The following is a 25109-nucleotide window of genomic DNA, read 5'->3' on the forward strand; positions in this document are numbered from 1 at the left end:
ATTTACATGTTTGTATTTAAAATCTATTGTTCGGTAGCTTCCAAAAAACTTACCAAGTCCTGCATATCATTGATAGTGAGCCGTGTTTCAAGAGCGGGCGGCATCAGTGAGGTCTCTGCAACTCCGTAATCTGTGATACCTGTTTTTTCAAAACTGACTACCTCACCAGCCTGGGTGTAGAGCTCAATGTCATCGTATCCCACATTGATCTGCCGCCCGCGGTGCGTTGTTCCATCTTCCATTTCGATATACCATCCCTGCCACTGGGGACTAATTTCATCGGACGGTCGCAGTATGGAGTGGATCAACTGTTCCCGTGTTTTGGATTGGCCTGCGTTCGTTAAATTCGGTCCCAGGTCTCCACCTCTTTCTTTGATTGCATGGCATGTGGAGCAGGTTGAATGCACCGAGAAAAAGACGCGCCGGCCCCGCTCTGGATCACCTTTATCGGAGAGCGCGGTCTGCCATTCCTCAAGTGAACCCGGCCGTGATGGGGTATCTTGAAGCTCACCCTGTGAAAACGCTATGGCTATCTGCCTTTTCAGAGGCTCACTATTGCTGGAACTATATGTTTCTTTCAGAGCAGATTTGACCTCATTATTTGATGCCTTTGTACGCAAATACCGGGCAGCTTCAATTTGCACATCCTCTTCTTCATCCTCCAATAGCGGGATAATTTCAGTGGACAGATCCACCGGCTGACGCTCTAATGCAGCTAGGGCTTCGGCACGTAATTGCGTTGGATTATTGCGGTCGAGAATAACATTCAGCAAAGGCTTGGCAACTGTTTGGGAAGGCGTCATGGCCAGGGTGCGTACAACTTCCAGGCGCAATGGAGCACTTTCACTTTCATAGAGCAATGATACCAGCAGATCCACTTTGTTACGGGGATTTTCTAGGTATTTGACTGCCATCGCACGCAATGCAATAGACCTGGATTGATCCTGTATAAAAGATTCAATAAATCCACTTGGTAGCCTGCGCTCTATACCTTTTGATTCATTTGTCGTTTGATTTTGATAGGCTTCCACAAATTCCGGCCTCAGGTGCCTGACTGTTGCCAAATACGTTTTAAAAAGTTCTTCGGAGACCGCTCCTGCGGTAAGTGCACGATCAAGTTCAGATCTCAGGCTTGTCATCCCCTCCCTCCCGATCCATTTGAGGGCATATTGACGAATACGCTGATCCGGGTCAACCAGCAGTCTTCGAGCAATTTCATCCCCACCATCATATCCTGACCGGTGCAGGGCGATCATCGCTCCCAATCGGATATCTGCATTGTTCGATCGGGTGGCATTGACTACCTGTGATTGAAACAGCGGTCGTGATAATACGGTAATTGCTGCGTTTCTCCGAAATGGGTCTTCAGCGGTCAATGCCTGCCGGAGTTTTACAAAATCGTCTACAGAATCTGATGCATAAATATCCTGCAGCGGTTCTCCCTCTGGGTTGGGCTCGTAGTTGGCATACGGGCTCTTGGGTTCCAGTGCATCTTCCCCGGTTTTGTTTGTCAGTTTCCAGATGCGTCCCTTCCCGTGATTCGGATATTCCCTGATCACCCAATCGGTAAAATAGATCGTACCACTGGTATCTGAAGCAAACGAAACAGGACGGAATTGCGGTCCCCCCTGGATTATGGTTTCTGTATTACCGGTGAGGGAGACGCCCTTTGGCGCCAGGTTAATCCTGACAATCCGGCTTTCCTCCCAGATAGAGGTAATCATCTGTCCCTGGTAATCACCCGGCAGGGAAGTCGAGCTCGCATCCAGCAGGCCGGTCGGGGCCTCTCCAAGTCCCACTGCGTACGGCAGCGTACCCGGCAGCTCCCCATTCCATGCCAGGTAGGGATGGATACCGCTATTCCCATATAGTGATTTATAACCGTAATCGCTGCCCTGGATAATATGCACCAGCCGGTTGGGGCCCCGACTGTCGGGATCGTTATCGGCGGCCAGCAGGCGACCTTTGTGGTCGAATTTCAGATCGAATGGATTCCAGAATCCGGTGGCCACTTCCTGGAGCTCCGTGCCATCGGGGCGGGCCCGAATGATATTCCCGCCGTCTCCGTAACCTTCCACCGATGAGCTGTCTCTTCCCACCAGTTTCCATCCCTGTCCACCAACATTCCCACGGCTAATGTACATCCAGCCGTCATTTGAGAAGGTAATGCCCATCAGGCCGGCATGGGCATAAACGTAATCCGGTTTGGTGAACTCGATTAGCTTGTTACGCTCTTCACTTCTTCCATCTCCATCACGGTCATACACTACCCACACTTCACTTGCGGTTACGAGGTACAGGTGCCCCTCCGGTGAAATGGTGATATTCATTCCTGCCTCAAAGCCTTCTGCAAAAACCGATATGGAATCGGGTTGACCAGCATCGTTGTCTCTCATCAACTTGATTCGATCACTGTCCGGACCGGGATAATCTGACGGGGGAAGGTGGGTATGTGATTCGAGTACAAAAATCCGGTTTTGCTTATCAATTGCTATGCCAATCGGCGTCACAATATCGGGATCTTCAGCAAACCTGGTCAGTTCCAGGCGGTCATCAATAACGGTTAGATTTGTCGTATCCCTTTGGTGCTGAACATTTTCGTTACTGCAGGAAAATAGAACAGCAGAAAGAATCCATATCTCTACCCCACTAACAATCTTTTTCATCATGAAGATAGTATTTGGTAACTTGGTATTAAAAAGTCATCCCATCACAATAATCAATTTTCACTCAGCTCAATCCCTTTTGCAGCCCACCACAAGGCACCCATGATATGCTGGCGAAACCACGGATCATCATAAGCTTGCTGGGTGTGACCTAACAGCGTGAAAAAAGAGCGTCCGCCTTCAAAGTCATCCTGGTACCAGGCAATCGGGTGATATTCAGGCATTTTTCCGCCCGGGTATGTATTTTCGTCCACCGTCAACACGACATTAATGCTGTCCGAGAGCTTCTCAAAGTCGTACCATTCATCTGTAACTATCCAGGTTGACGGGAGATGGGCGGTTGCCGGGTGATTGGGATCCTCAACCTTTACCGCGGCCGTATGCCGCCCCGGATGCTCATTCCATACGCCGCCCAGTAGCTCGATGTACCACGGCCAATCCATCATAGTAAAGCTGGCCCCGTGAATGCCAACAAAGTTGCCACCACCCCGGATATATTCCTGGAATTCCTTTTTCTGGCTTTCATCCAGGATGTCCCCCGAAGTATTGAAGAAGACAACGACATCCATACCGTCCAGGCGTTCCGTGTCGTCGAAGATAGCGGCGTCGGCCGTCCAGGTAAGTCCAAAGCGATGCTTTTTGCTCAGTTCCTTAAACATCTGCACGCCGTTGGAAATTGAATCGTGGCGATATGGATACGAAACTGATTTCGTGAAAAGCAGCACCTGGTAGCGCTCAGCATACTGTGAAATGGCAGGTTCCGCTCCAATTAACACTACTGCAAACAAAAGTATGATTTTTTTAAGCATGGCTGGCCGGTTTATTTTAGCGATGACTTTTGCAAAATCGTTCCATCTAAATTGTCATCCGGAGCGAGCCCCGCATTCTTCGAGGCCTGTCTATCCCCACTAGGGGAGATTGCCTCCCGACAGCTGTCGGGATCATTTCATTCGCTCCATTCGCAATGACATAGTTTTGCAAAGCCCTTTTAGTTGTAATTCACCTGTTGAGGCTCATTCTTCTGAATCCCCAGGGCATTAAGTATTACATCCCATCATTTTACTGCAAGTTATAACACGTACAAGCTACAGCATTCCACCACAGACCCGTTGTCAAAATTTTACACACTACTGCATCTTTCGAATATTCTCCCACTTCACATTCCACTCCCCATTGTCAGGGAAGCCGGGCGTATCCGTGTCCGGGCCATTTTCCCAACCGGCGGCCATTAGTGCCACCGCAGACAGCAACGCTCCATTCCCCGGCAGGTACAGTCGAAGGCGTTTATCCTGGTAGTTGTGTCCGTTCTTCAGGTAGGTATTCTTTTGAACGTCCATAAAAAGAGCGTCCACCGCTTTTTCCGGCATACCCAGTTTGGTTGCAGCCATCGCCATCATCGGGTAATCCCATCCCCAGGTACTCGGCCAGTCCCAGTCGTTAAAGATCTCGTTATATGTTCGGGTCATAATCTTCTTATCTACAATCTCGTGGGAGGGCAACAATCCATAGGTGCCCACTACAATGGGATGGTCATGCCGATAATGGTCATCGGTGTATGCGTTTGGGGAGTTGCGGTCGGGCAGATACAACCCATCCTTGACTGCAAGCGGTGCCAGCTTATCTATAACCCGCTGCCATTTTTTATCGGGCGACAACCCCAATCTTTTTCTCCATTCCTGCGCCACTGACAACCCGTAATGCCAGTAGGCAACCTCAAACGGCGGGTCACGGGTCGTCTCTTTTTCAAAAAGCTCCTGCGCCGGAATCAACGGTGGATTAAGATGGTAATACCCATCACTCTCATCCAGTGTGGCAAAAGAGGCCATAAATTCAGCGGTCTCAAATACGCGCTCCTTATAGTTTTCCAGTATTTTTTTAGAGGGATTCTGCCGATACAACTCCTCAGCATAATAGATCATATGCGGCTGCTGCCATACGAGGAATTCTCCCACATCAGAGGGACCTTTTCGCCCGTTGGGGCCGGTCATTTTTTGCCAGCGCGCGCCGTCGTAGCCCTGCCACTGGGCGGTCTCTTTTGCTTTTGGAAGAACTTTACTATACCAATCCAGGCTTTTCTCCAGCTGATCGGTCCGATTCCACAGTGCAAAATGGACGCCATGCCACCAGTGCATCTCCAGGTGAAATTTGCCATACCAGCTGTTCATCGTCAGCCCGGTCTCCTGCGGCGGGAGATCGCCAGTACATTGAATTTTAGTTAGATACTGCGACAATACCACGCGTCGCTCCAGCTCGTGGGCCCGTGGATCGGTAGAGCCGGAAAAGTCGATCGCCCCGCCGGTGGTCCAGAACTCTTCCCAGTGTTTTATGCTGTTTTGCTTTGTATCTGCGAATTTGTCTGCGGGTTCGCCAGGTTTTTCATCACTGAACAGTACACTGAATGAAAATGTATCCTCATTTGCGACTGGGGCAAGCTGGTAATGATGCTTATCAGGATTTTTGATCTCCGCATCCGATTCCCAGTTTACATCCACAAAGTATTCGGTTTTATCCAGCGTTCGTTGAAACAGGACTCCATTACCAGATTCAGAGGCTGTTGTTGTGTGTTTTTCTGGGCTGTTCCAATCGTAACCGGGACACACATGACAGTCACTGCCGTACGGGAATCGCATTTTAACACGGAGACGTTCCTCCGAAATCAAGGGTGATTTAATACGAACCGAAATCTGATCCCTGTTTTGATGACCGAAAAGTTCCACATGAACCGGCTCACCCTCGAATGTAAAACGGCTATCGATGTCCCCGGTCCAGAGATTCAGCTCCTGGTCAATCTCTTTGATATCATCAACATTAGCCTCTTCACCATTCGCTTTTATCAATACGAGTCCCACCTGTCCCAGGTGCAGGCGATGTGGATTCGTTCGCAGCCAGTGGGTGGCCGCAGCTTTCCGACCATTGTCATGCTGAGTGGCATACGGCACTTCCCTGCCACTGGCAATTGTAAATTTCTCCGCAATATCCTCGATAGTGTAATTCCCGGTATTGGGGAAACTGTGCCAGCCCCACTCCGATTGGGTGCCCAGTGAAATTCCTTTTTCATAGTGTTCCGGAAATGTCTGCAACCCCGTGGCATCGACGGTATAGGCAAATGACCCATTACCTACAGAAAGCGAAGCTAGCGTGTCAATTTCCGAAACTTGCACATTATGGCGATTCACCAAATCAAACCGATCAATAGAATCCTGGCAAGCGGACTGCTCTCCCCAAAACGTGAATAGCAATAAGCCAACGATTGCAATAACTAACTGTGCAGAATACGTGCTTTTCTCTAACTGATGCCAATTCATATGGAATAAATTTTAAGCAATAATCCCGTTACAATTTGTTTTTAACTAACGGCCTCATTCTAATACATATCTTTTACAATTTCACTTTTGAATAGCAGATCGGTCGTGATAGATCAAGTTATATTGACAATAAAATTAATTAACTTGGTCTTTTACACTTATGCCAATCAGAAAACCGGGAATGGTAGAGATGAAGAAACAATTGAATCAATTACCGCTATCGTAATTCAGAGCTTCTGACTTATGCACACATCCAAAGGGATTATATACTGTGTCATATTTGCATTGACTGCATCTCTATTTGCTTCATGTAAAGAAAGTGGAACAGGCCCCGAACAGCAAAATCCCGGCTTAGTAGTCAAGTCCGTCAACCCGATCAAAGGTAAATACGACACTGAAATAACCGTTTCAGGAGAAGGCTTCAGTGAAAAACCGTCTGAGAACAAATTGAATATCAATGGAATTGAAGCAGTGGTTACTTCTTCATCCCCAACCTCTTTGACATCTGTTATCCCAAAGGGTGCCGGCAGCGGCCCCGTAACAGTTCAGGTTAAGGGAGAAACAGCCGAAGGGCCCACCTTCCACTACATACCTACTGTCAATGTGACTACATTTGCGGGGTCTGGGCAGCTGGGTTACAGGGATGGAGAAAAAGGCCAAGCCCGTTTCAATTACCCAGTGGGACTGGAATTAACCTCCGGCGGGGAATTAGTGGTAGTCGACCACTGGAATCACTGCGTAAGAATCATAAAACATGACGAAACCGTAAGCACCCTGGCCGGAACATGCGGGTCAGGAGGCTTAGGTGACGGATTTGGTACCAATGCCCGTTTTTTTCGCCCTATAGATGTCGAAGTCGCTGATGATGGAGTCCTGTACATTTCTGACTTTGGGAACCATCGCATCCGGCAAATTGAACCTTCCAGCCTTGTAAGGACCCTTTCTGGAACTACCCAAGGTTACAGAAACGGCCTGCCTCAAGAGGCACAATTTAATTATCCTGCTGGAATTGCTCAGGGAGCTGATGGACAATTATATATCGGGGATTCAGGAAACAACCGAATTCGTCGCGTCACTACTAATGGTGAGGTGTTTACTTACGCTGGGTCAGGTAGACGGGGGGCAGAGAATGGTTATGGTGAGATGGCAGAATTTTACTTCCCATTTGGCATGGACCTGGACAAGAAAGGACGCATTTTTATTGCAGATTATGGCAATAACAGCATCCGACTGATCAGTTCTGATATTGTGGTAAGTACTTTTTCAGGGGGTGGAGAATCGGGATACGTCAATGAAAACGGGGAAGATGCACGCTATAGTTCTCCCTACGATGTGGCTGTTGATAGTAATGAAATGATCTATGTTGCCGACTTTTATAATCACCGCATACGCCGAATAGCACCAGATCGTTCAGTGATCGATATTGCGGGCACTGGTGAACCGGGATTGGTAAATGGGGATGAGACGGAGGCCCAGTTCGATAGCCCAATCGGCCTGGCGGTCAATGAAGATGGAACGGTTCTTTATGTTGCAGACCATCACAATCACGTGATTCGCAAAGTGACGATAGAATAGCCTTGTCAATTTTGGTTGCCTTTCGTCAAAATAATTAACCTGAGTTCTAGATAAGACCAACTCAAAATTAGAACTCATCGCGAGGAGGCTTTGTTGCCCTTTTTGGCTTTAGCGATGAAGTCGACACGGCGATCTCCCCGCCTGTTTTTTGTTCACCTATTGAGAGATTGCCTCCCGAAAGGTGTCGGTATCCCAATGGTCGCTGAATGCCTCTTTTAGACTTCCTGAGTTTTTCAGACAACAAAGATTAATCCAGCTTGAAAATCCGGTCCATAAGTTGCCACTTTTCATCTGCCGAGGCATCTTCCGTGGTTTCCTGGAATTTTGAGACAAATGCCTCCCACTCGGCTTGCCGGGGCTTTTTCCCCAGTGCCTCCATCGTTTTATCGTGATCGACATCGGCCGGCAGCTCCATAATCATAAAGAGCTTATTCTCATGGATATAAATCTCCATATTCAGGATTCCCACCTCTTTCATGCCCTGTTTGATCTCCGGCCATACATTTTGATGCACTCTCTTGTATTCCTCGATCAACTCAGGATCGTCTTTTAACGTGAGAGTTTTGCAATATCGCTTATACCCCTTCTTGGAAATTTCCATACTCATTGTTTGCTCTTATCCTTTTGTCAATATCTTATTATACAGATTATCCCTAAGAACCCACAAGGCTACACAAACTCTTTATAATTTTGCAGGATCATATTTTTTATTTAAAAACCCATACAATGCAATGAGTGCAAAGCATAAAAGCGGTACCCAGTAGGATATGTGAATGCTACCCGTTGCATCAGAAATCAGACCCTGGATGGGCGGCAGTGCCGCTCCCCCACCGATAGCCATAATCAAGCCCGAGCTACCGATTTTGGTGTCACTGCCCAGGCCTTCAGAGGCCAAACCAAATATGGTGGGAAACATCAGTGACATGAATCCCGAAATTGCGATTAGTGCAATAACAGCAGGATAACCGCTACCCACGATGACCAAGAAAGTAGCCAAGACACCCAGTAGTGCCGATCCGGTCAGTAGATTTACCGGCTTAATATATTTCATCAGGAAGGTATTTATAAATCTGAAAACCGTGAACACAACCAACGCCGCAATGTAATAGTTGGAGGCCGCCGATTCTGCCAAATTTAACTCTTCCATGACATATCGGATGGTGAACGACCAGACACAGATTTGGGCTCCCACATAAAAGAACTGTGCTAACACGCCCAGCACATAGCTTTTTCTGCTTACGAGCCTCTTTATCGTTGGCCAAAGATCAATTTTTGTGCTTTCCGTCGATGCCCTGGGCATGGTGGTGAAGGCGATAATCAGCCAGATTCCCAACAACACAAACCCCAGCGTCACGTATGGTCCCATTACGGCATCGAGCTCAGCTTGCTGTATTTTTTGCAGTTCCTGGGCCGACATCGCCGCACGCTCCTGGGTGGAGGCAACATCGAGATTTGACAAAATGTAGAACTTGCTGATGATAACGCCTGAAATAGAGCCGATGGGATTGAAGGATTGCGCCAGGTTTAATCGACGCGTTCCCGTCTTTTCATCTCCCATCGCAATGATATAGGGATTACAGGCCGTCTCAAGGATTGAAAGTCCACCGGCCAGGATAAAGAGTGATCCCAAGAAAAACCCGTAGTCCATGGCGATGCTGGAGGGATAAAAAAGGAGAGCTCCCGCCACATACATGCCCAATCCCAGAAGCACACCCGATTTGTAGGTAAACTTTTTAATAAATACCGCCGCGGGGAGAGCCAGGCAAAAATAGGAGCCGTAAAACGCCATCTGTATCCAAGAGGTCTGGAAATCGCTCATACTCATGATACGCTTGAAGGCCGCAAGGAGCGTATCGGTTAAATTGTTGGCCAAACCCCACATAAAAAAGAGGCTTGTGATGAGAATAAACGGTAAAAGTGGGGCCCGTAACCCCGATCCCTTTTTGGTTACCATCTCCTTTATTTCTGACATAAAATGTAACTTTAATGGTTATTAGCAGTTGCAAACATTAAAAAAAATAAAACAGACTCCTAAATGGAATAACCAGCCAGCCCTCATTCAATCCATCAATCCTACAATCCATTAACGGCTGATTTCACTGCCGCGAACCTTGAACGTCCAAGCAGGTCCAAAGGCTGAGCTGTTCCTGGCTTCTTCCGGGACATGCACTATCAGGCCGTTATCTTCGCTGAATTTCCATTCGAGTGGCTTGTCATATCCAAGCAGATGCACCTCGGAGTTTTCATCGGGCTGAAGGGAGCTGAAGTTAATCGCTTCACCAGGTTGTTCGAGGTAAAATCCGTAATAGACCGGTTGACCTTTTTTCTTGGTATAACGAATTGATTCGCCCTCTTTGAAGCCGCTTTGCAGTCGCTCGGTTTCATAGATCGCTTCCCCGTTGACTGCCATCCAGTCTCCCATAGCTGCCAATCGCTCAACGCTTGCTTGTGGAATCAGCCCCTCTGCTGTTGGACCTACGTTGAGCAGGTAATTTCCACCTTTGGCAGCGACATCCACCAAATTATGGATCAGTGTTTCGGCTGATTTCCAGTTGTCATCGTTCTTTTTGTAACCCCAGGTGTCGTTCATGGTCATGCAGGCTTCCCAGTCGAAATCACTGGTACTCTCCAGGATCTCCTGTTCCGGTGTCCCAAAATCACCTACAAATTGGCCGCCTTCTTTGTTCATACCCTGCATACCCTGCCGACCGACATCTACCCTGTTGTTAATAATTAGATCCGGTTTCATCTGGCGCAGCATGGTATACATCTCTACGCCGTGATCGTGTGTCCACTCCGGTATCCATTCGCCGTCAAACCAAAGTACCGCAGGATCAAACTTGTTCACCAACTCCCTGACTTGGGGCTTCAAATAATTTTCTACATACTGGTCAAAATTCGGATTCTCCTTTTCATCGGTGTTGTAATCGGGGTAGTGCGGCGCCTGGGCATTGGGATGATGCCAGTCCATTATCGAGTAGTAGAAGCCGAGCTTCATATCATGCTTTTCACAAGCCTTCTTTAGTTCGGCCAGCAAATCTTTCTGAATCGCCGCAAAATCGACCGCGTCGTAGTCGCTGACCTCGGAGTCCCACAAACCAAACCCGTCGTGATGCTTCGAGGTTATGATGATGTATTTCATCCCGGCATCCTTTGCTGTTTTTACCCATTCTTCGGCATCATATTTTACAGGGTTGAACTGGCGGGCGTACTGTTCATACTCCTCAACCGGAATTTCAGCACGATCCATAATCCACTCGCCAATACCTTCTATATTTTTTCCGTTGTAGACCCCGGCCGGCACAGCATACGGTCCCCAGTGAATAAACATCCCGAAGGTAGCATCACGCCACCACTCCATACGTTGATCAAAAGCTTCTTCCGACTCATTTAAAATCTCCTCCTGTGTCAATTCCATCTCATTTTCCTGTCCGGAATTTTGCTCAGTACATTGTACAGCCATCAAACTCGTTAATACCAGTAATGTGACAAAAATTGAATATTTCATGGTATCCCTGGTTATTGGTTTTGTAGTTAGCGAATTTCAGCAAAACTGTCCAGAGGCAATCCAACTAGAAATGGGCAAATGGTAAGAAGTAGAGTCATTATAACAGGGCATGAACCTTTGTATATGATTGACGACAAATAACCATTTTACCAATAACTAATAACACTAGCTTAATTCCTGCCAAACCTCTCCATCCGGGTAGGCATAATCGCGCAATGAATCGGGTTTCATCTCAATACTAAATCCCGGTTTTTGGGGCGGCATATAGTGTGCCTTTTTGATCGTTACCGGATCTAAAAAGTGCTCGTGCAGATGGTCTACATACTCGATTACCCTGTTTTCCATACTGCCACTGATCGCAATATAATCGATCATCGACAGGTGCTGCACATACTCGCACAAGCCTACCCCCCCGGCATGAGGACAGACCGGGATCTCGTTTTTGGCAGCCATCAGCATGATCGCCAGGTTTTCATTGACTCCGCCCACACGGCAGCTGTCAATCTGGCAAATATCCAGCGCATCAGCTTCTATAAACTGCTTGAACATGATCCTGTTATGGCAGTGTTCACCCGTAGCAATTCGGATCGGCTCTATTTCACGGCCTATAGCCGCATGACCGAGGATATCATCGGGACTGGTGGGCTCTTCGATCCACCACGGCTTGAAGCGGGCAAGTTCTTTCAAATTGGAGATCGCTTCATCAACCTCCCACTTCTGGTTAGCATCCATCATCAGCACTCGTTCATAGCCGATCTCCTCGCGGATAATTTCGGCTCTGCGCATATCATCCTCAAGGTCTGCCCCCACTTTCATCTTTACATGGGTCCAGCCGTCTTTGACTGCCTGTCGGCAAAGAGCACGAATCTTATCATCAGAATATCCCAGCCAGCCTGCCGAAGTAGTATAGGCCGGATAGCCTTTCTGCCTCAATCGTTCAATCCGTTGCTGCTTAGACGGGGCTTGTTTCTTCAACATTTCCAGGGCTTCATCAGGAGTAATTGCATCTGCTATGTAGCTAAAATCGACGCAGCGCACCAGCTCTTCTGGCTTCATGTCTGCAATCAACTTCCAGAGGGGCTTTCCTTCTGCTTTGGCATAGAGATCCCACAAGGCATTGACGACCGCCGCCACGGCCAGGTGAACAACCCCTTTATCAGGACCAAGCCACCGCAGTTGGCTGTCACCGGTCAGTTGTTTCCAGTATGCTCCAAAATTGTTGGTGATTGCATCCAGGGAGTCCCCTACGACGGCATCGGCAATAATTTTTATGGCAGCCACACAAAGATCATTTCCTCTCCCGATCGTAAAGGTGAGGCCGTGTCCTTCCAGGCCGTTTTGATCTGTTTTGAATATCACATAAGCAGCTGAATAATCCGGATCTTTATTCATGGCATCCGAACCGTGCAGTTCTTTGCTTGTAGGAAAACGGATATCCTTTACTTCGAAATCGACAATGTTAATAGACATAGATTGTAATCCTGATACAAAATAAATGTTCAGTTATTTGTGACTGTTAGGATTCCAGGCATAACTGCGTTATTTCGACGCTAGGAATTTCGGTTTAGCTCATGGTACTGATGGAAATGTTATACAATCTCTGCTTACAATTCCCATCCCCTTAATCCTTAAAACATTTTATGATAAAATCCGAATCGAGAATTTAATGCAATTCAAACCCACCACCTAACATTAATAGTTTTCTAAACTGTTCAGCATATTTCAACTAAAACTTTGACATTTAGTTATACTTTTTTTGCATCACACCCAGTAAAATTGACTTTCGAATCAAAATTATTCAATGTTGGACAAGTATTGAGAAAAATTGTTAGGAATTTGACGGATCAAAATGGATGCAAAACTGTTGAAGCGGTCTGTAAATCAAAACCGGTCATTTGTGGTAGAACAACATTCCTACAAGAACTTCCTGAAAGTTTGGCATTACCATCCTGAAATCGAACTGGTGGTTATCCTGGAAAGTTCGGGAACGCGATTTGTGGGAGACAGCATTGAAAAATTCAAACCCGGCGAAATCGTATTGATAGGAAAAAACCTGCCTCACCTGTGGCTTAATGAGGATAAATATTTTGAAAATAACAGTGAATTAAAAGCCAAAGCCCATGTTATCAGATTTTATGATTCCTTTGTAACAAAGTTTTTAAGCATTCCCGAGATGAAAGCACTGCGTGACTTGTTTAAAAGATCTAAGCGTGGGATTAAATTTGAAGGCGATTCAAACAGTGAGGTACAACATAGTGTGAATTCCCTGTTTAATCTGCACGGACTCAAAAGAATTAAGGTTCTGCTCGATATCCTTGATTCACTGGCTTCCCAAAATCAATACAAACTGCTTTCCAGCGCCGGTTTCGTAAGCAGCTTTGAAAACGAGAAAGAGAGTAAAATACTACGTGTTTATGAGTATGTAATGCAAAATTTCAAAGAGGACATTTCTCTTGATGAGGCCGCAGGAATCGTAAACATGAACCCTTCTGCTTTTAGTCGCTACTTCAAAAAGACCCAAAAAAAGACGTTTTCCCAGTTTCTCAAAGAGGTAAAAATTGGATATGCATGCAAATTGCTGCTCGAACAGACGTATAATGTCTCCGAGGTTTGCTACCGATCGGGCTTTAATAACATTTCCAACTTCAACCGCCAGTTTAAGTCGGAGAAGAAAATGACACCAACCCAGTATGTAAAAAAGCACACAGAAGCAATCAAGGGAGTTAGAAATGAAATATTATGAATTAGGAATTAAGAATTCAGACCAAGATCTGGGCTAATAATCCAATCAACAATTCAACAGCTTAAACAGCTCAACTTCAACACCTTTCACCTTCTGACCCTAGACTTTTAGACCTTCAACCTTTTGATCACCAATTCAACCTCTCAACAACTCAACAGTTCAACAAAACGCAAAAGCAACTTTTGAGCACGCCCTCTTAAACAAATAAATTGGCGCCCAAAGTTTACTCAGACTCCACACCCCACTCTTTATTTGGCTTAGGGCCAACCTTCAACATCAGTTTCCCACCATTTACAATTTCCTCATGTGTGATCCAGTAGCGGTTCAGTGGCTTGCCATTTAAGCGCGCCGACTGGATATAGATATTTTCTGTGGGATCTCCCTTTACATCGATCGTAAACGTTTTGCCCGAATAGTAGTCAGAATCCAAGTGAATGGTGATCTTGTCAAATACCGGTGTGGTTATCTCCCAGCGGGGCTCAACATCCGCCCCACCCTGAACGTCAAACAGGCCGACGCTCATAAGCACGCCCAGAGCGCCCATCAGTCCCTGGTCTTCATCCCCGTTGTAGCCCCCAAACGGGGTCGTATCGCCATAGGTAAGCTCCTTAACCTGCCGCACCCAGTACTGGCTCAGCCACGGTGCACCGGCAAAATTAAAGAGATGTGCCATCTGGCAGCTCGGCTGATTGGAATAATCCACCCAGCTTTCGGCGTGGCGTTTATCCTTGGCAATAAAACGGTTGCCCTTGGCCATTTCAAACTGCTCGTTCAGCTGCTCGACATACGCCTCCGGTCCGCCAAAAGCCTCGATAAGACCGTTCACATCATGGGGAACATAATGGGTGAATGTGGCTGAGTTTCCCTCCACAAAACCGGGCGCATTGAAGGAGTCTGCTAAAATAGGCTCAAAGTCTGCCAGCCATGAGCCATCGGGATTCTTGGGGCGAATCCACCCTGTTTCAGAGTCCCATAAATTTTTCCAGTTGCCCGATCGGTCCATAAATCTCTGGTATTGCTCCTTTTTTCCCAATCCCTTTGCAAATTGCGCCAGTGTCCAGTCCTGGTACGCATAAAAGAGCGTCTGGGCTGCTCCCTCGCGATGCCCTCCTTCTCCCTCAGGATGCACAGGAACCCAGCCCTGGTCCACATATTGCTGCATACCACCGCCGGTTGCGTTTGGTCCCGCTTCATACCCGGCGTGGCTTCGGATGCCGCCCGGATAAGCATTTTTCAGGGCGCCCTCCCATGCGGCGTCGATATCAAAATTACGAATTCCCTTGTTGTAGGCAGCGGCAATTAACGGGGTGGCCTGGTCCCCCACCATTACGTACGTGTAATTTCCACCACTGGGACCACGAGCTATTAATCCCCCGTTCTTATAATAATCCAGGAGCGTAGCAGTAAAATCATTCATCATATCGGGATAGGCCAGTGACCACAGCAGGGTGATGGTCCACTCTGCTCCCCAGAAGCTGTCTGAGTTATACATATCGCGTGTTGGCTGCCCATTTTTATCCAGCGGCAGTTGCCGGACTACTGGCTCAGGACCCGTATTATCCGTGTATTTTCCATTCACATCACTGTAGGTTCGCCGTCCCAGCAGTGAGTGCCAAAGGTCAGTATAAAATTTTACGCGATGGGCCTTCGTGCCGCCTTCGACCTCAATTTTTGAAAGCCAGTCATTCCATTCATCTCTCGAATCATTAACCACCCGATCAAAATTCCAGTGTGGTAATTCCGTATCCAGATTAAGTCGCGCCTGCTCCTCGCTTACGTAGGAGATTGCAACTTTCATTTTAACTGTCGTCGGTTTATCAAACGAGAATCGAAGATATCCACCACTGTCGGGACCCTTAATTTGGTCTCCGGGATCTTCAATGACCTGTTTTTCTCCCCACTCGCTCTTCCATCCACCGAACTCATGCATGGGAGTATCGAGTTGGGCAACAAAATAAACGGTGGAGGGTTTCTTGCGGCGGGAAGTCGGGGCCATCACGGCATATCCGGCCACTTCACGATTGGAAACTTGGTGTATCATGGCGTCCTGCATTGGACCGTGACCAAGATAGGCTCCCAAGTCAAACAGGATATAGGCATTTTCTGACGAGGGATACCGGTAGCGGTGAAATCCGACTCTTTTGGTAGAGGTCAGTTCGACCTCGATATCGTAATCTTCGAGCACCACCTTGTGATATCCGGGTTTCACAACTTCATCGCGGTGGGAAAATGAGGATTTGTAGGCTTCATACCCCTTGTGTCCGGTCATCGGTCCCGTAGTGGGCATGACGGGGATCCCCGACATCTGCCAGGCATGAATATGGCTGAAGGTGTGGATATATCGGTCACCGTAGCGGTAGCCCGAATCCCAGGAACCGCGTGTTTGAGTATCGGGACTCAGGTTGACCATCCCGAAAGGGCGACTTGCCGAAGAAAAATAAAACCAACGCGACTGATGCGTATCGATAAGCGGGTCAACGTAATCAACGGGTTCTTTCGCCCGCTTCTGTCCGTAACCCGTTGAAAAGCTCACGCCCAATAATACACTTAATGTGATCAGCCAAAGGACATATTTTTTCATCATAACATTTGTTCTACTAAAAAGTATCGATTAACATAGATCCTGTTTCAATGGAATAATTAGGAATCCCATCAACTTCCTGTAGTTCCCTGCATTTGAGAATCCTTTTGGTGAACTGAAAGCTTAGAACTCTTGCTAAAAGCTTTTCTTCAGAGTCATTATGTTCATTTTTTCAGTGAAGAAAATCCGGGATATTCTCTACTTCTGTCACTAAACCGGAACTCGCTCTTCCCCATTAATCTCTTTTAGAAGGCTTTGTGAGGTACATAAAACTGTCATCGCTAGCCCCGTTTATTTGGGGCGTGGCGATCCCCACACGAGGGGAGATTGCCGCACTCCATTCACTTCGTTCATTCCGCAATGACACCGTGGTATTTCAAAAGCCTTATTTTATAAAGTGTATCGCAAGGATTTTCTGGACTTAGTAAAATCTATAGATTGTAAAACTGTTGGGCATTTCCACCTAGTAATTTTGTTTGTTCTATATCTGTAAATGTATCTATATAGCTCTTAACCAATTTATATACCTCTTTATAGTCTCCTGCCAGCAGGCATACCGGCCAGTCGGACCCGAACATCAGTCGGTCAGTTCCAAATGCATCAAAAACAACATCGAGGTAGGGCCTGAAATCATCGGGCTGCCACTGATCCCAGTCGGCTTCCGTCACCATCCCCGAAACTTTGCAGTACATTTTAGGATGTTTCGCCAGCTCCCGTATTCCCTCTTCCCATTCATCGATTTTCTGATCCTTGATTTCTGGCTTGGCTATATGATCAAGCACAAATTTTTGATCGGAGAACTTTGAGGCGAACTCTACCGCCACCGGCAAATGTCGGGCAAATATCAAGATATCATAGGTCAAATCAAAGTTACTGAGTGTTTTAATGCCTCCTAAAAAGTCAGGTTGCAGTAAAAAGCGGTCGTCCGGCTCATCCTGCACGATGTGACGCAGGCCTTTCAGAGCATCAAACTGGGAAAAGTGATTTAATCGCTGCTCAAAATTATCGTCACGGATATCGAGCCATCCCACCACGCCTTTGACATAGTCATATTTGTCAGCCAAATCCAGCAAAAACTGCGTTTCGACTTCGGTTTGACTGGCCTGAACGGCCACAGAACCGTCAATATCTACCGAGTCAATCTCCGACTTGAGATCAGGCGGCAAGAAATCTCTTTTTAGTACGCTCATCTCCTCATTTATCCAGGCGTGCTTTTGGGGATCATAATTCCAAAAATGCTGGTGCGAATCTATTCTCATGTTTTAATGGTTATTTGAACTAAAATTCTAATCTAATCTACCCTTGCCGAGTCTATCCTAAAAGTCATGCTCAGAAAAAGTGATCTCAATAATTTAAAGTATGGTCAATCTCCCTAAATCCCTCTTACCGCCAGTAGTCGGTCCCGGCTCCAAGAGGGATTTTAATCATGACCTTCTATACAAATCTGAACCAAGGTTGGCCCAAGAGTTCCTCCTTGGAGAAGGAGGTTAGGAGGATTGATCGTTATATGTTGTCCTAATATCTAATTTTTTAGGTATTAATCTTTTTAAAAGGCCTTTTATACAAACTCAAACCAGCCATCTCCACCATTTTTCCTCATAATTTGAAGAGAAATAAAATATGGGCTGAAGAATTGAGATAACAGCAGAGCTAATGTCATAAAGAGTAGTTTTTGTAGTCGAATTATTGATACGCAATAATGTATTTACCGTTTAGACTTTTGGTTCTTTACCCATCTGCGGTATCTGTATAATCAGCGGGAGACCAATATTCTTCGCGGACAGCGCTGAGTTCACTGATGGTAAAGGGGATTCAAAAAACCTGGATAATACTATACACGGCGGCAAGCAAAATAGCCGAAATGCTCAGCCAGAAAGCGATATCATAAAACCGGCCGGGCTTCAGTTGTTCATCCAGACGTATATAACGGAAGTTGACAGCTGCAAAAATCACTATCAACAGTAATACCGAGGTAAAAAAGCCCCCGATGATGACCATCAAGACCGGCAACTGCATAAACAGGAAGAGCAGTGCCCAAAGAATGGGAAATACCCAGGCAAAGATAGCGATGGCCCGCCTCCGCTGCTCAATGTCATAAAAATCAAAGATGCCCAGGGTACCAAAAGCATCCGCAAAAATGCGGGTCCAGCTGGCCAGTGCAGAAAAAAGCGTGGAAAAGAGTACTACTACAGCACAGACCAAGAAGACATTTTGAGCACCGCTGCCCATTGTTTCAGTGTACATCCCGGAGAGGGTTTCAATCATTTTATATCCCTCTGGCACAACATTTTGGGTATGCAATACCGCCGCTCCCAGGATGTAGAAGGCCGCTGTGACCAGAGTGTATACAATCATTGACAGGAATGCATCCCAGTACATCACACGGATCCATCCCTTGGCGCGCCGGGTCCATTCGGGGCTTTTTTCCACCGGACCGGTGTAGGCGGCATACCCCTTCTCCAGGCACCAGTAGTGATAGTACATAATTTCATCGCCCCCGACCCCGGTAATCCCAAACGCGGCAATAGCAACCCCCACCAGGGCTGTAGGCAGGTGGAGTTCCAATCCAAAAAGAATATCATCCCAGGCAAATGCATACGTTGTGTACTGTAGAAAATAAACTGACAGGAAAGTAAACACAGTGAAAAAGGCGATCATCACCAGCGAAAAACGCTCCACAAACTTGTAATATCCACGAAATACCAGTAATGAGGCAGAAACCGTGGTTACAATCGTCCATACTGTGACGCTGACCGACGGGAAAACGATATTCAAAGTAATGGCCACTCCGCCGATAATGCCTCCAACCTGCAACAGTTTGAAAAGCTGTATAAAAAGCCAGGTCCAAATGGTCCAGTTAATCTCCCTGAAGTTCCAACCAGGCAGCTTATTCAAGGCGGTCATAACCGTCTCACCAGAACTGATAGCATGTTTCCCGAACTCCAACTGCAGCGTTACCTTAACGAGACAGCTCAGTATGACAACCCAGAACGTGACAAATCCCGCCCTGGCTCCCAACGTGGTTGTGGCAATCAACTCCCCGGATCCCACGATGGCAGCGGACAAAATAAATCCCGGCCCAAGCTGCTTTATCGTCTCCCAAAACGTAGTAGGCGGTTCTTTTATATCATCTTCTGTCAGCAGGTAAGGATCGCGCGGACGACTGGTATTTACTTCCTTCATAAACTGGTTTTTCCTGTTAATCCCATTTAAAAAGCTAGCGGATGGTATGTCCCTGTATTTGGGCGCAGGGAATCAATGCATCCCGAACCACATTGACACCCAAACCATCAATATCCCGGATAAGAATACAAATTTCGATGTACCAATAAAAGAAGTGCCCGGAGATAGATGAATAAACTCCCAAAATTGATTATTAACATCATCCCCTCTTGGTTAGTTTATCCCAAACTGGAAGTTCATCCGATAATACTCGAAAAGGTTCGAAACAGACGGAAAGTTTATCGAATTGAAACTTTATTTTATCAACAAAAAGCATTTTTATTGGTGCTGATAACTGATTATATATGGCAAAACAGGCTTGATTTTTCTAATTAAACAATAACTATGGATCTCAATTTAAAGGATAAAGTAATTATGGTGACAGGTGGTGCCGGCCTTCCCGGGAGTATTGGGGAGACAATCGTGCGTCACATCGTCGCAGAGGGAGCGATCCCTGTCATCGTTGATAAACACACAAGAGGAAAGAAACTGGAGCAGGAGTTATGGGATGAGGGTCATAACGCCCTTTTTGTTGAAGCCGACTTGACGACCCCGAAAGGATGCCGTAACGCTGTTGAACAGGCTACTGGTCACTACGGCAGGCTGGAAGGACTTGTTAATAATCTTGGAGTAAATGACGGCGTGGGATTCGATGGTTCATATGATGATTTTGTCAATTCCCTGAAATTAAACCTGGTTCACTTTTTTGCAGTCACCAAAGCTGCCCTGCCCTATTTGCGTAAATCCTCGGGTCCGATCATCAATATTGCTTCAAAAGTAGCCCTGACCGGCCAGGGAAAAACCTCGGGTTACGCAGCGGCAAAAGGTGGTGTATTGGCGTTAACACGAGAATGGGCCCTGGAACTGCGAGAGGATGATATCCGTGTAAATGCCATCGTCATTGCGGAATCATGGACCCCGGGTTACGAATCGTGGCTCAAAAAATTTGATGACCCGGAAGCCAAAAAAAATGAGATTGTATCCAAAATCCCATTGCAAAAAAGGATGACTACGCCCGACGAGTTGGCCGATACGATCCTGTTCCTGCTTTCCGAGCGTGCCTCTCACACTACTGGACAGTTTGTGCACGTAGACGGCGGCTACCGGCACCTGGACCGGGCCATCACTTGATTTTCCTTGTCGTCATAAACCTAACGTGCCCGGGTTAATGGAGTGAATATATAAATAAAAAGCTCGTGGAGTAACGCGTTTAGAGTGGTAATCTCAATGTCATCCTGAACTTGTGCCATAAAGCCTTGACTGTAGTAGTACATGTTTCAGAATATTAGTTATTGTCCCGGTGATTTAATCTATCTACACCAACGATTTTGTTATCGGTTATTTGTTATTGGGAAACACTCATTTATCTGTCTACTTGCAGCTGACAACAAATAACCACTGTACCAATTAACTAATGTTGGCTTAGCCGGTAAGAAGACCATGACAATAGTTAAAAGCCCGGTGATAAACCTTCTTCCGTTGGGAGATCGACAGTGCAAGGGTCTCTCAATAAGAAGAACAAAAATTTGAATCAGGATCTTCTGGATTATAGGATGAACAGGATAAATAATCTGTATGTAAATAAATCCTGGAAATCCTTAAATCCTGCCTATCCTGATTCGAATGGTGATATTACCCTGCTACATACCCCTGTGGACAGATAGTTCCATATTCATAACGCGTTTAGCGGTTAAAAAGCAGGCTTTGTGTCATCATGAACTTGTTTCAGGATCTCGCGGGGCCTCTGCCGTTGATCTCAGCTCTCAATAGATCAGCGTTTGGTGCCCACACGAGATCCCGGATCGGGGTCCGGGATGACACAGAGAATATTTCTTGGTTCTTTGCCATCTAATCTAACCCCTAAACACGTTCATATCTATTAATAATTTTCTATCAGCTCTACTTCAGATGCAGGAGCTAACTCCATATCCTCCCCGATGTAGAAGCTTGGGTGCGGCGGCTGGTTGTACGCCACATTCTGCCATGCGATGCTCAGACGATAGGTTGGATCGTGCATCAAAGTATAAAAGCGGTGTTCAGTTGGAATAGTCGTAGTGTAGATACGTAGCTCCTCTCCATCTTCGGCCCGCCAGATGACTTCCTCGCGCCAATCCCCAAAAAGGTCGGCACTAAGCGTAGGCGTTGACTTTGTCCCGTTGTTTGAGGTTGACCCCTCCGCTTCGAGCAGGAGCTCCGTAGTCTCCTCTTTCCAATTCCATTTTGTGATACGGTTGCTGTTCAGTAGCTCTCGCTGCAGATCGCCGTCCCACCAGACCGTAAAGTTGCAGGATCGGGGTTTATGATCCGATATCTTTTCTCCGTTGGCGTTGAACAGGCCTTCAATGCCTCCGCCGCGGACCCACATCTCGGTGCCAGGATAGCGGGGATCGATGTTGGCTGCCAGTCCACGGCCGGGCCCTTCGCCCTCGTCGCTGGCCGTAATCGACGGCTTTTTCCAGAGAATCTCACCCGATTCCGCCGCGCGGAAGTTGGCGCCGGCGTCATCAAAACGCTCCTGGATGTGGAAGATCTCCTGCCCGGGATGCGTTGGGTCCAGGTCACCGTAATGGAGGGCATCCCCGTGGCCAATACCCGTAGAATGCAGGCCCGTACCGTCATCATCAATTACAGCCGAGCCAAAAATGATTTCATCCTTATTATCAGCATCTACATCGCCAACACTCAGGCTGTGGTTTCCCTGTCCCCGGTACTCGGGATGCCCGTCCTCGGTATCGAAGGTCCACCGATGGGAGAGCTCACCGTTGCGCCAGTCCCACGCCACAATCACTGCCCTGGTATAATAGCCGCGCGTCATGATCAGGCTGGGATGCCGCCCGTCAAGATAGGCGACCCCGGCCAAGAAGCGATCCATACGGTTGCCGTAGCCATCGCCCCAGATTACATCAAGCTGCTCGCTGGTGGGATTCAGCGTTTCAGGATGGCGCGGCGGGATGTAATCGGTTGTCGCAAGTTCAGCGCCAGTTTCTCCATCAAAAACAGTAAGAAACTCCCGACCTTTGAGAATATAGCCCTCCTCATTGCGGTGGTCAGCATCGGGATTGCCAATCACGGTACCCTCTCCGTCAGTAGTGCCATCAGCTGTTTTACAGGCGACCTCCGCTTTGCCGTCCCCGTCCAGGTCATAGACAATAAACTGCGTGTAGTGCGCCCCCTCCCGAATGTTCTTGCCCAGGTTGATGCGCCACAGGTGCGTACCATCCAGTTCATAGGCATCCAGGATCGGCTCATCGGTGAAGCCAGAGTGAGAGTTGTCGTGGGCACGACCTGTTTGGTGCACAACCAGCTCGTACTGCCCGTCCCCGTCAAGATCGCCCACAGAAGCGTCATTTGAGGTGTATCCCTCGGGTACATTCATTGGCACCGAGATATACGGCTTGGCGGAATTGTATGGATAAGATTTGCTGGCCTTCTGCTCTTTGCCTTCCTCAACAGATTTTACAAAGTAGGATATCGTGGATTTCCCGGAAGGCATCTCTTCATCCAGGTAGTTTGTTCCGCCGGTGAGTGGGCTATCATTCAGCTTAACAGGAGTTTCCCCAGCGGTTTGTCGATACACGTTAAAGCCGATATCCTGGTTGTCCGATGCCAGCAACCGCCAGCTAATGAAGGCATCGCCATCCTCTGTAGGTATGGCCACTACGCCCCGATCTATCTTTTCAAGTACGGGTTGCGCATTGATACCCGGTCCCAGACCCAGAATTATGGCGATTATCAGGCTTGTAAGTGCAATTCGTTTCAAAATATTCATGCAGTTGAAATTTGTTTAACGTGGATTCGATATAAAAATCTTAGCTAAGGAACATCCGCCCATTACTTTTCAGCGATGAAAAGTAATCAAAAATCGCCGGCTGGTGTAAAAATGGCTAAATACGTCTACATTCCGCTAAAAAAATCGAATGCTCCTTCCCGTGGCTTGCTTAATTCTACGAATCTTGCGGTATGGATTTTTTCTTAACGCTTCATTCCGTCGGATTCTATACGCCATTTTTTCAAAGGTCAGGACAGTGTTTTCGTCCAAAACAATTGCTTTTTAACCAAGATTCTTATCTCAAACTCAAATTAATTGAGTAATGGTATTCTTTTAGATCTAAAACAATCTTGTCACAGGTCGCGGCGATCCCCTATAGTTGTCTCAGGCCGTACTGTGAAGTGGGAGATTGCCACACTCCATTCACTTCGCACACCTTTGCCAAGGCTACGGTATACTCCGTTCATTCCGTTCGCGATGACACCATAATATTTCTAAACCCTCTTTAAAACTAAACCAGATTACTTAAGCCACTTATCCAGCCAAGTGAATGCATCTTCCTGCATTGGGATTGGCATGGAGTGTGGCACATCATAGAAATTGGCCTTAAACTTTTTTGGTGCTCCCATCTTTTGGTAGATACCGCTTAGCTTCTCTTTGGCAGCTTTCATTCCGTTTAGAGAAAACAGCTTATCCTGCTCGGTATTCATAATCAACAAAGGATTAGGGGCATTCAGTGAAGCCACATCGGGCATGTCCAGGAACTGGTATTGCTGCGGCACGTACATCATCCAGGTGTGATGCAAGTGCCTCTGGAGCATCTCCTCATACGTGCTTGAAAAGCATCCAATGATCCCGACTTTTATCCGCGGATCCATCCCAAAAAGATAGGTGGTTCGGAGTCCGCCTAGTGAAAGTCCCATAGCGGCAATTCGACCTGAATCCACCTCTGGACGAGAAAGCAGCAGATCCACCGCGCGCTTGTCATTTTGCACGATGATGCCCGGCCAAGTGGTGCCCGCTGTCAGTATCGTTTTTTCCATCGGCTCTTCGTGATCACCGGCCAGTTCATTGAACGCCTGAATCTTTTCGTTAATGTTACCGTTGGCCTGCTCGAAGTACTCCTCCGTACGGTCAGGGGTAATCTTTTCGGGCTCGATACGCTGTGAACCAAAAAAGATAGCGTCCGGGCTTAGGACAACGTATCCCCTCTTGGCCAGCTCATCGGCATAGTATCGGCCATCATACAACTTCTGAACATATTCTTTGAGGATTTTCGGTTGATCATCGGTCCGGTTGTGCTTCTCTTTCCCGAAATAGTAGAAGCCACCGTGATCGTGCAATGCCACAACAGCCGGTGCCGGTTCTTCAAGATTATCGGGAATCAGCAGGTAGGCTTCGGTCTTTTGCAGGGTGTTCAGGTTATAGCGGACCAGGTATTGGGTGTACCCGTCTCTATGCTCAGTCTCCAGGATTTCCGTATTGAGGGGTGCCGATTCGGGATTAAATGCCAAAAGCTCATTCATTTTTGCCCGCGCCTGGCTTCTCCACGTCTCAGTATTCTTCCAATCTTTTGAGAGGAAGGACATGCTATTCCGGTGGTTTTGGCTGTAGGTATCCAGGAAGGGATAAAAATTGCCGACATCGGAGATTTGATCTTGTGCCTGGCAAGGAAATACTGGCAATGAGATAATGGCTGCCAGTAATAAAATGAATGTTCTTTGCATATCGCTATAAATT

15 protein-coding genes are annotated in these 25109 nt (G+C 47.1%); 3 read left to right on the forward strand and 12 right to left on the reverse strand.

Annotated features, from left to right (window positions below; genetic code table 11):
* Positions 1-23: 23 nt before the first annotated feature.
* From NC796_RS16385 to NC796_RS16395, 3 genes are all read right to left on the reverse strand, one after another.
* The gene (locus NC796_RS16385) at positions 24-2669 is read right to left on the reverse strand and encodes a PVC-type heme-binding CxxCH protein (protein WP_310685924.1); all 2646 of its coding nucleotides are present in this window, start codon (positions 2667-2669) and stop codon (positions 24-26) included.
* 50 nt (positions 2670-2719) lie between these two features.
* Positions 2720-3475, reverse strand: a complete 756-nt coding sequence (locus NC796_RS16390; RefSeq protein ID WP_310685925.1) for a ThuA domain-containing protein — start codon at positions 3473-3475, stop codon at positions 2720-2722.
* A 318-nt stretch (positions 3476-3793) separates the two neighbouring features.
* Complete coding sequence (locus NC796_RS16395; protein WP_310685927.1) at positions 3794-5971, reverse strand: hypothetical protein; 2178 nt, start codon at positions 5969-5971, stop codon at positions 3794-3796.
* Between the two features lie 243 nt (positions 5972-6214).
* On the opposite strand from NC796_RS16395, the gene NC796_RS16400 reads away from it, so the two are divergent.
* On the forward strand, positions 6215-7546 hold the full coding sequence (locus NC796_RS16400) for an IPT/TIG domain-containing protein (RefSeq protein ID WP_310685929.1): 1332 nt from the start codon (positions 6215-6217) through the stop codon (positions 7544-7546).
* A gap of 247 nt (positions 7547-7793) precedes the next feature.
* Here NC796_RS16400 and NC796_RS16405 read toward each other — a convergent pair whose 3' ends face one another.
* The 4 genes from NC796_RS16405 to NC796_RS16420 form a co-directional block, all read right to left on the reverse strand.
* Positions 7794-8147 (reverse strand): L-rhamnose mutarotase, encoded by a 354-nt coding sequence (locus NC796_RS16405; RefSeq protein ID WP_409070390.1) that lies wholly within the window; start codon positions 8145-8147, stop codon positions 7794-7796.
* An 81-nt stretch (positions 8148-8228) separates the two neighbouring features.
* Positions 8229-9518, reverse strand: a complete 1290-nt coding sequence (gene fucP, locus NC796_RS16410; RefSeq protein WP_310685933.1) for an L-fucose:H+ symporter permease — start codon at positions 9516-9518, stop codon at positions 8229-8231.
* 111 nt (positions 9519-9629) lie between these two features.
* Complete coding sequence (locus NC796_RS16415) at positions 9630-11054, reverse strand: alpha-L-fucosidase (protein WP_310685935.1); 1425 nt, start codon at positions 11052-11054, stop codon at positions 9630-9632.
* Between the two features lie 165 nt (positions 11055-11219).
* The gene (locus NC796_RS16420) at positions 11220-12524 is read right to left on the reverse strand and encodes an L-fuconate dehydratase (protein ID WP_310685937.1); all 1305 of its coding nucleotides are present in this window, start codon (positions 12522-12524) and stop codon (positions 11220-11222) included.
* Positions 12525-12903: 379 nt separating this feature from the next.
* Here NC796_RS16420 and NC796_RS16425 point away from each other — a divergent pair, with 379 nt between their 5' ends.
* Entirely contained in the window at positions 12904-13797 is an 894-nt protein-coding gene (locus NC796_RS16425) for an AraC family transcriptional regulator (RefSeq protein WP_310685939.1), read from the forward strand.
* A 223-nt stretch (positions 13798-14020) separates the two neighbouring features.
* Here NC796_RS16425 and NC796_RS16430 read toward each other — a convergent pair whose 3' ends face one another.
* The 3 genes from NC796_RS16430 to NC796_RS16440 form a co-directional block, all read right to left on the reverse strand.
* On the reverse strand, positions 14021-16381 hold the full coding sequence (locus NC796_RS16430) for a GH92 family glycosyl hydrolase (RefSeq protein ID WP_310685940.1): 2361 nt from the start codon (positions 16379-16381) through the stop codon (positions 14021-14023).
* A 428-nt stretch (positions 16382-16809) separates the two neighbouring features.
* Entirely contained in the window at positions 16810-17637 is an 828-nt protein-coding gene (locus tag NC796_RS16435; protein ID WP_310685941.1) for an amidohydrolase family protein, read from the reverse strand.
* 553 nt (positions 17638-18190) lie between these two features.
* Positions 18191-19561 carry an Nramp family divalent metal transporter gene (locus NC796_RS16440; protein WP_310685943.1) on the reverse strand — a complete coding sequence of 457 codons (1371 nt, stop codon included), beginning with the start codon at positions 19559-19561 and terminating at the stop codon, positions 18191-18193.
* A 384-nt stretch (positions 19562-19945) separates the two neighbouring features.
* On the opposite strand from NC796_RS16440, the gene NC796_RS16445 reads away from it, so the two are divergent.
* Positions 19946-20731, forward strand: a complete 786-nt coding sequence (locus tag NC796_RS16445; RefSeq protein ID WP_310685944.1) for an SDR family oxidoreductase — start codon at positions 19946-19948, stop codon at positions 20729-20731.
* A gap of 748 nt (positions 20732-21479) precedes the next feature.
* Here the strand turns inward: NC796_RS16445 and NC796_RS16450 are convergent.
* Both NC796_RS16450 and NC796_RS16455 read right to left on the reverse strand, forming a co-directional pair.
* Positions 21480-23369, reverse strand: a complete 1890-nt coding sequence (locus NC796_RS16450) for a rhamnogalacturonan lyase (RefSeq protein ID WP_310685946.1) — start codon at positions 23367-23369, stop codon at positions 21480-21482.
* A 521-nt stretch (positions 23370-23890) separates the two neighbouring features.
* Entirely contained in the window at positions 23891-25096 is a 1206-nt protein-coding gene (locus NC796_RS16455) for an alpha/beta hydrolase family protein (protein WP_310685948.1), read from the reverse strand.
* Positions 25097-25109 lie beyond the last annotated feature (13 nt).

The sequence above is a fragment of the Aliifodinibius sp. S!AR15-10 genome, assembly GCF_031569985.1.
Lineage (GTDB): Bacteria > Bacteroidota > Rhodothermia > Balneolales > Balneolaceae > JAMQKA01.

Excerpts from the sequence above, each read along its gene's own strand:
- NC796_RS16385 (WP_310685924.1), bottom strand. The coding sequence starts at position 2,669 with ATGATGAAAAAGATTGTTAGTGGGGTAGAGATATGGATTCTTTCTGCT.
- NC796_RS16390 (WP_310685925.1), bottom strand. The coding sequence starts at position 3,475 with ATGCTTAAAAAAATCATACTTTTGTTTGCAGTAGTGTTAATTGGAGCG.
- NC796_RS16395 (WP_310685927.1), bottom strand. The coding sequence starts at position 5,971 with ATGAATTGGCATCAGTTAGAGAAAAGCACGTATTCTGCACAGTTAGTT.
- NC796_RS16400 (WP_310685929.1), top strand. The coding sequence starts at position 6,215 with ATGCACACATCCAAAGGGATTATATACTGTGTCATATTTGCATTGACT.
- NC796_RS16405 (WP_409070390.1), bottom strand. The coding sequence starts at position 8,147 with ATGGAAATTTCCAAGAAGGGGTATAAGCGATATTGCAAAACTCTCACG.
- fucP (WP_310685933.1), bottom strand. The coding sequence starts at position 9,518 with ATGTCAGAAATAAAGGAGATGGTAACCAAAAAGGGATCGGGGTTACGG.
- NC796_RS16415 (WP_310685935.1), bottom strand. The coding sequence starts at position 11,054 with ATGAAATATTCAATTTTTGTCACATTACTGGTATTAACGAGTTTGATG.
- NC796_RS16420 (WP_310685937.1), bottom strand. The coding sequence starts at position 12,524 with ATGTCTATTAACATTGTCGATTTCGAAGTAAAGGATATCCGTTTTCCT.
- NC796_RS16425 (WP_310685939.1), top strand. The coding sequence starts at position 12,904 with ATGGATGCAAAACTGTTGAAGCGGTCTGTAAATCAAAACCGGTCATTT.
- NC796_RS16430 (WP_310685940.1), bottom strand. The coding sequence starts at position 16,381 with ATGATGAAAAAATATGTCCTTTGGCTGATCACATTAAGTGTATTATTG.
- NC796_RS16435 (WP_310685941.1), bottom strand. The coding sequence starts at position 17,637 with ATGAGAATAGATTCGCACCAGCATTTTTGGAATTATGATCCCCAAAAG.
- NC796_RS16440 (WP_310685943.1), bottom strand. The coding sequence starts at position 19,561 with ATGAAGGAAGTAAATACCAGTCGTCCGCGCGATCCTTACCTGCTGACA.
- NC796_RS16445 (WP_310685944.1), top strand. The coding sequence starts at position 19,946 with ATGGATCTCAATTTAAAGGATAAAGTAATTATGGTGACAGGTGGTGCC.
- NC796_RS16450 (WP_310685946.1), bottom strand. The coding sequence starts at position 23,369 with ATGAATATTTTGAAACGAATTGCACTTACAAGCCTGATAATCGCCATA.
- NC796_RS16455 (WP_310685948.1), bottom strand. The coding sequence starts at position 25,096 with ATGCAAAGAACATTCATTTTATTACTGGCAGCCATTATCTCATTGCCA.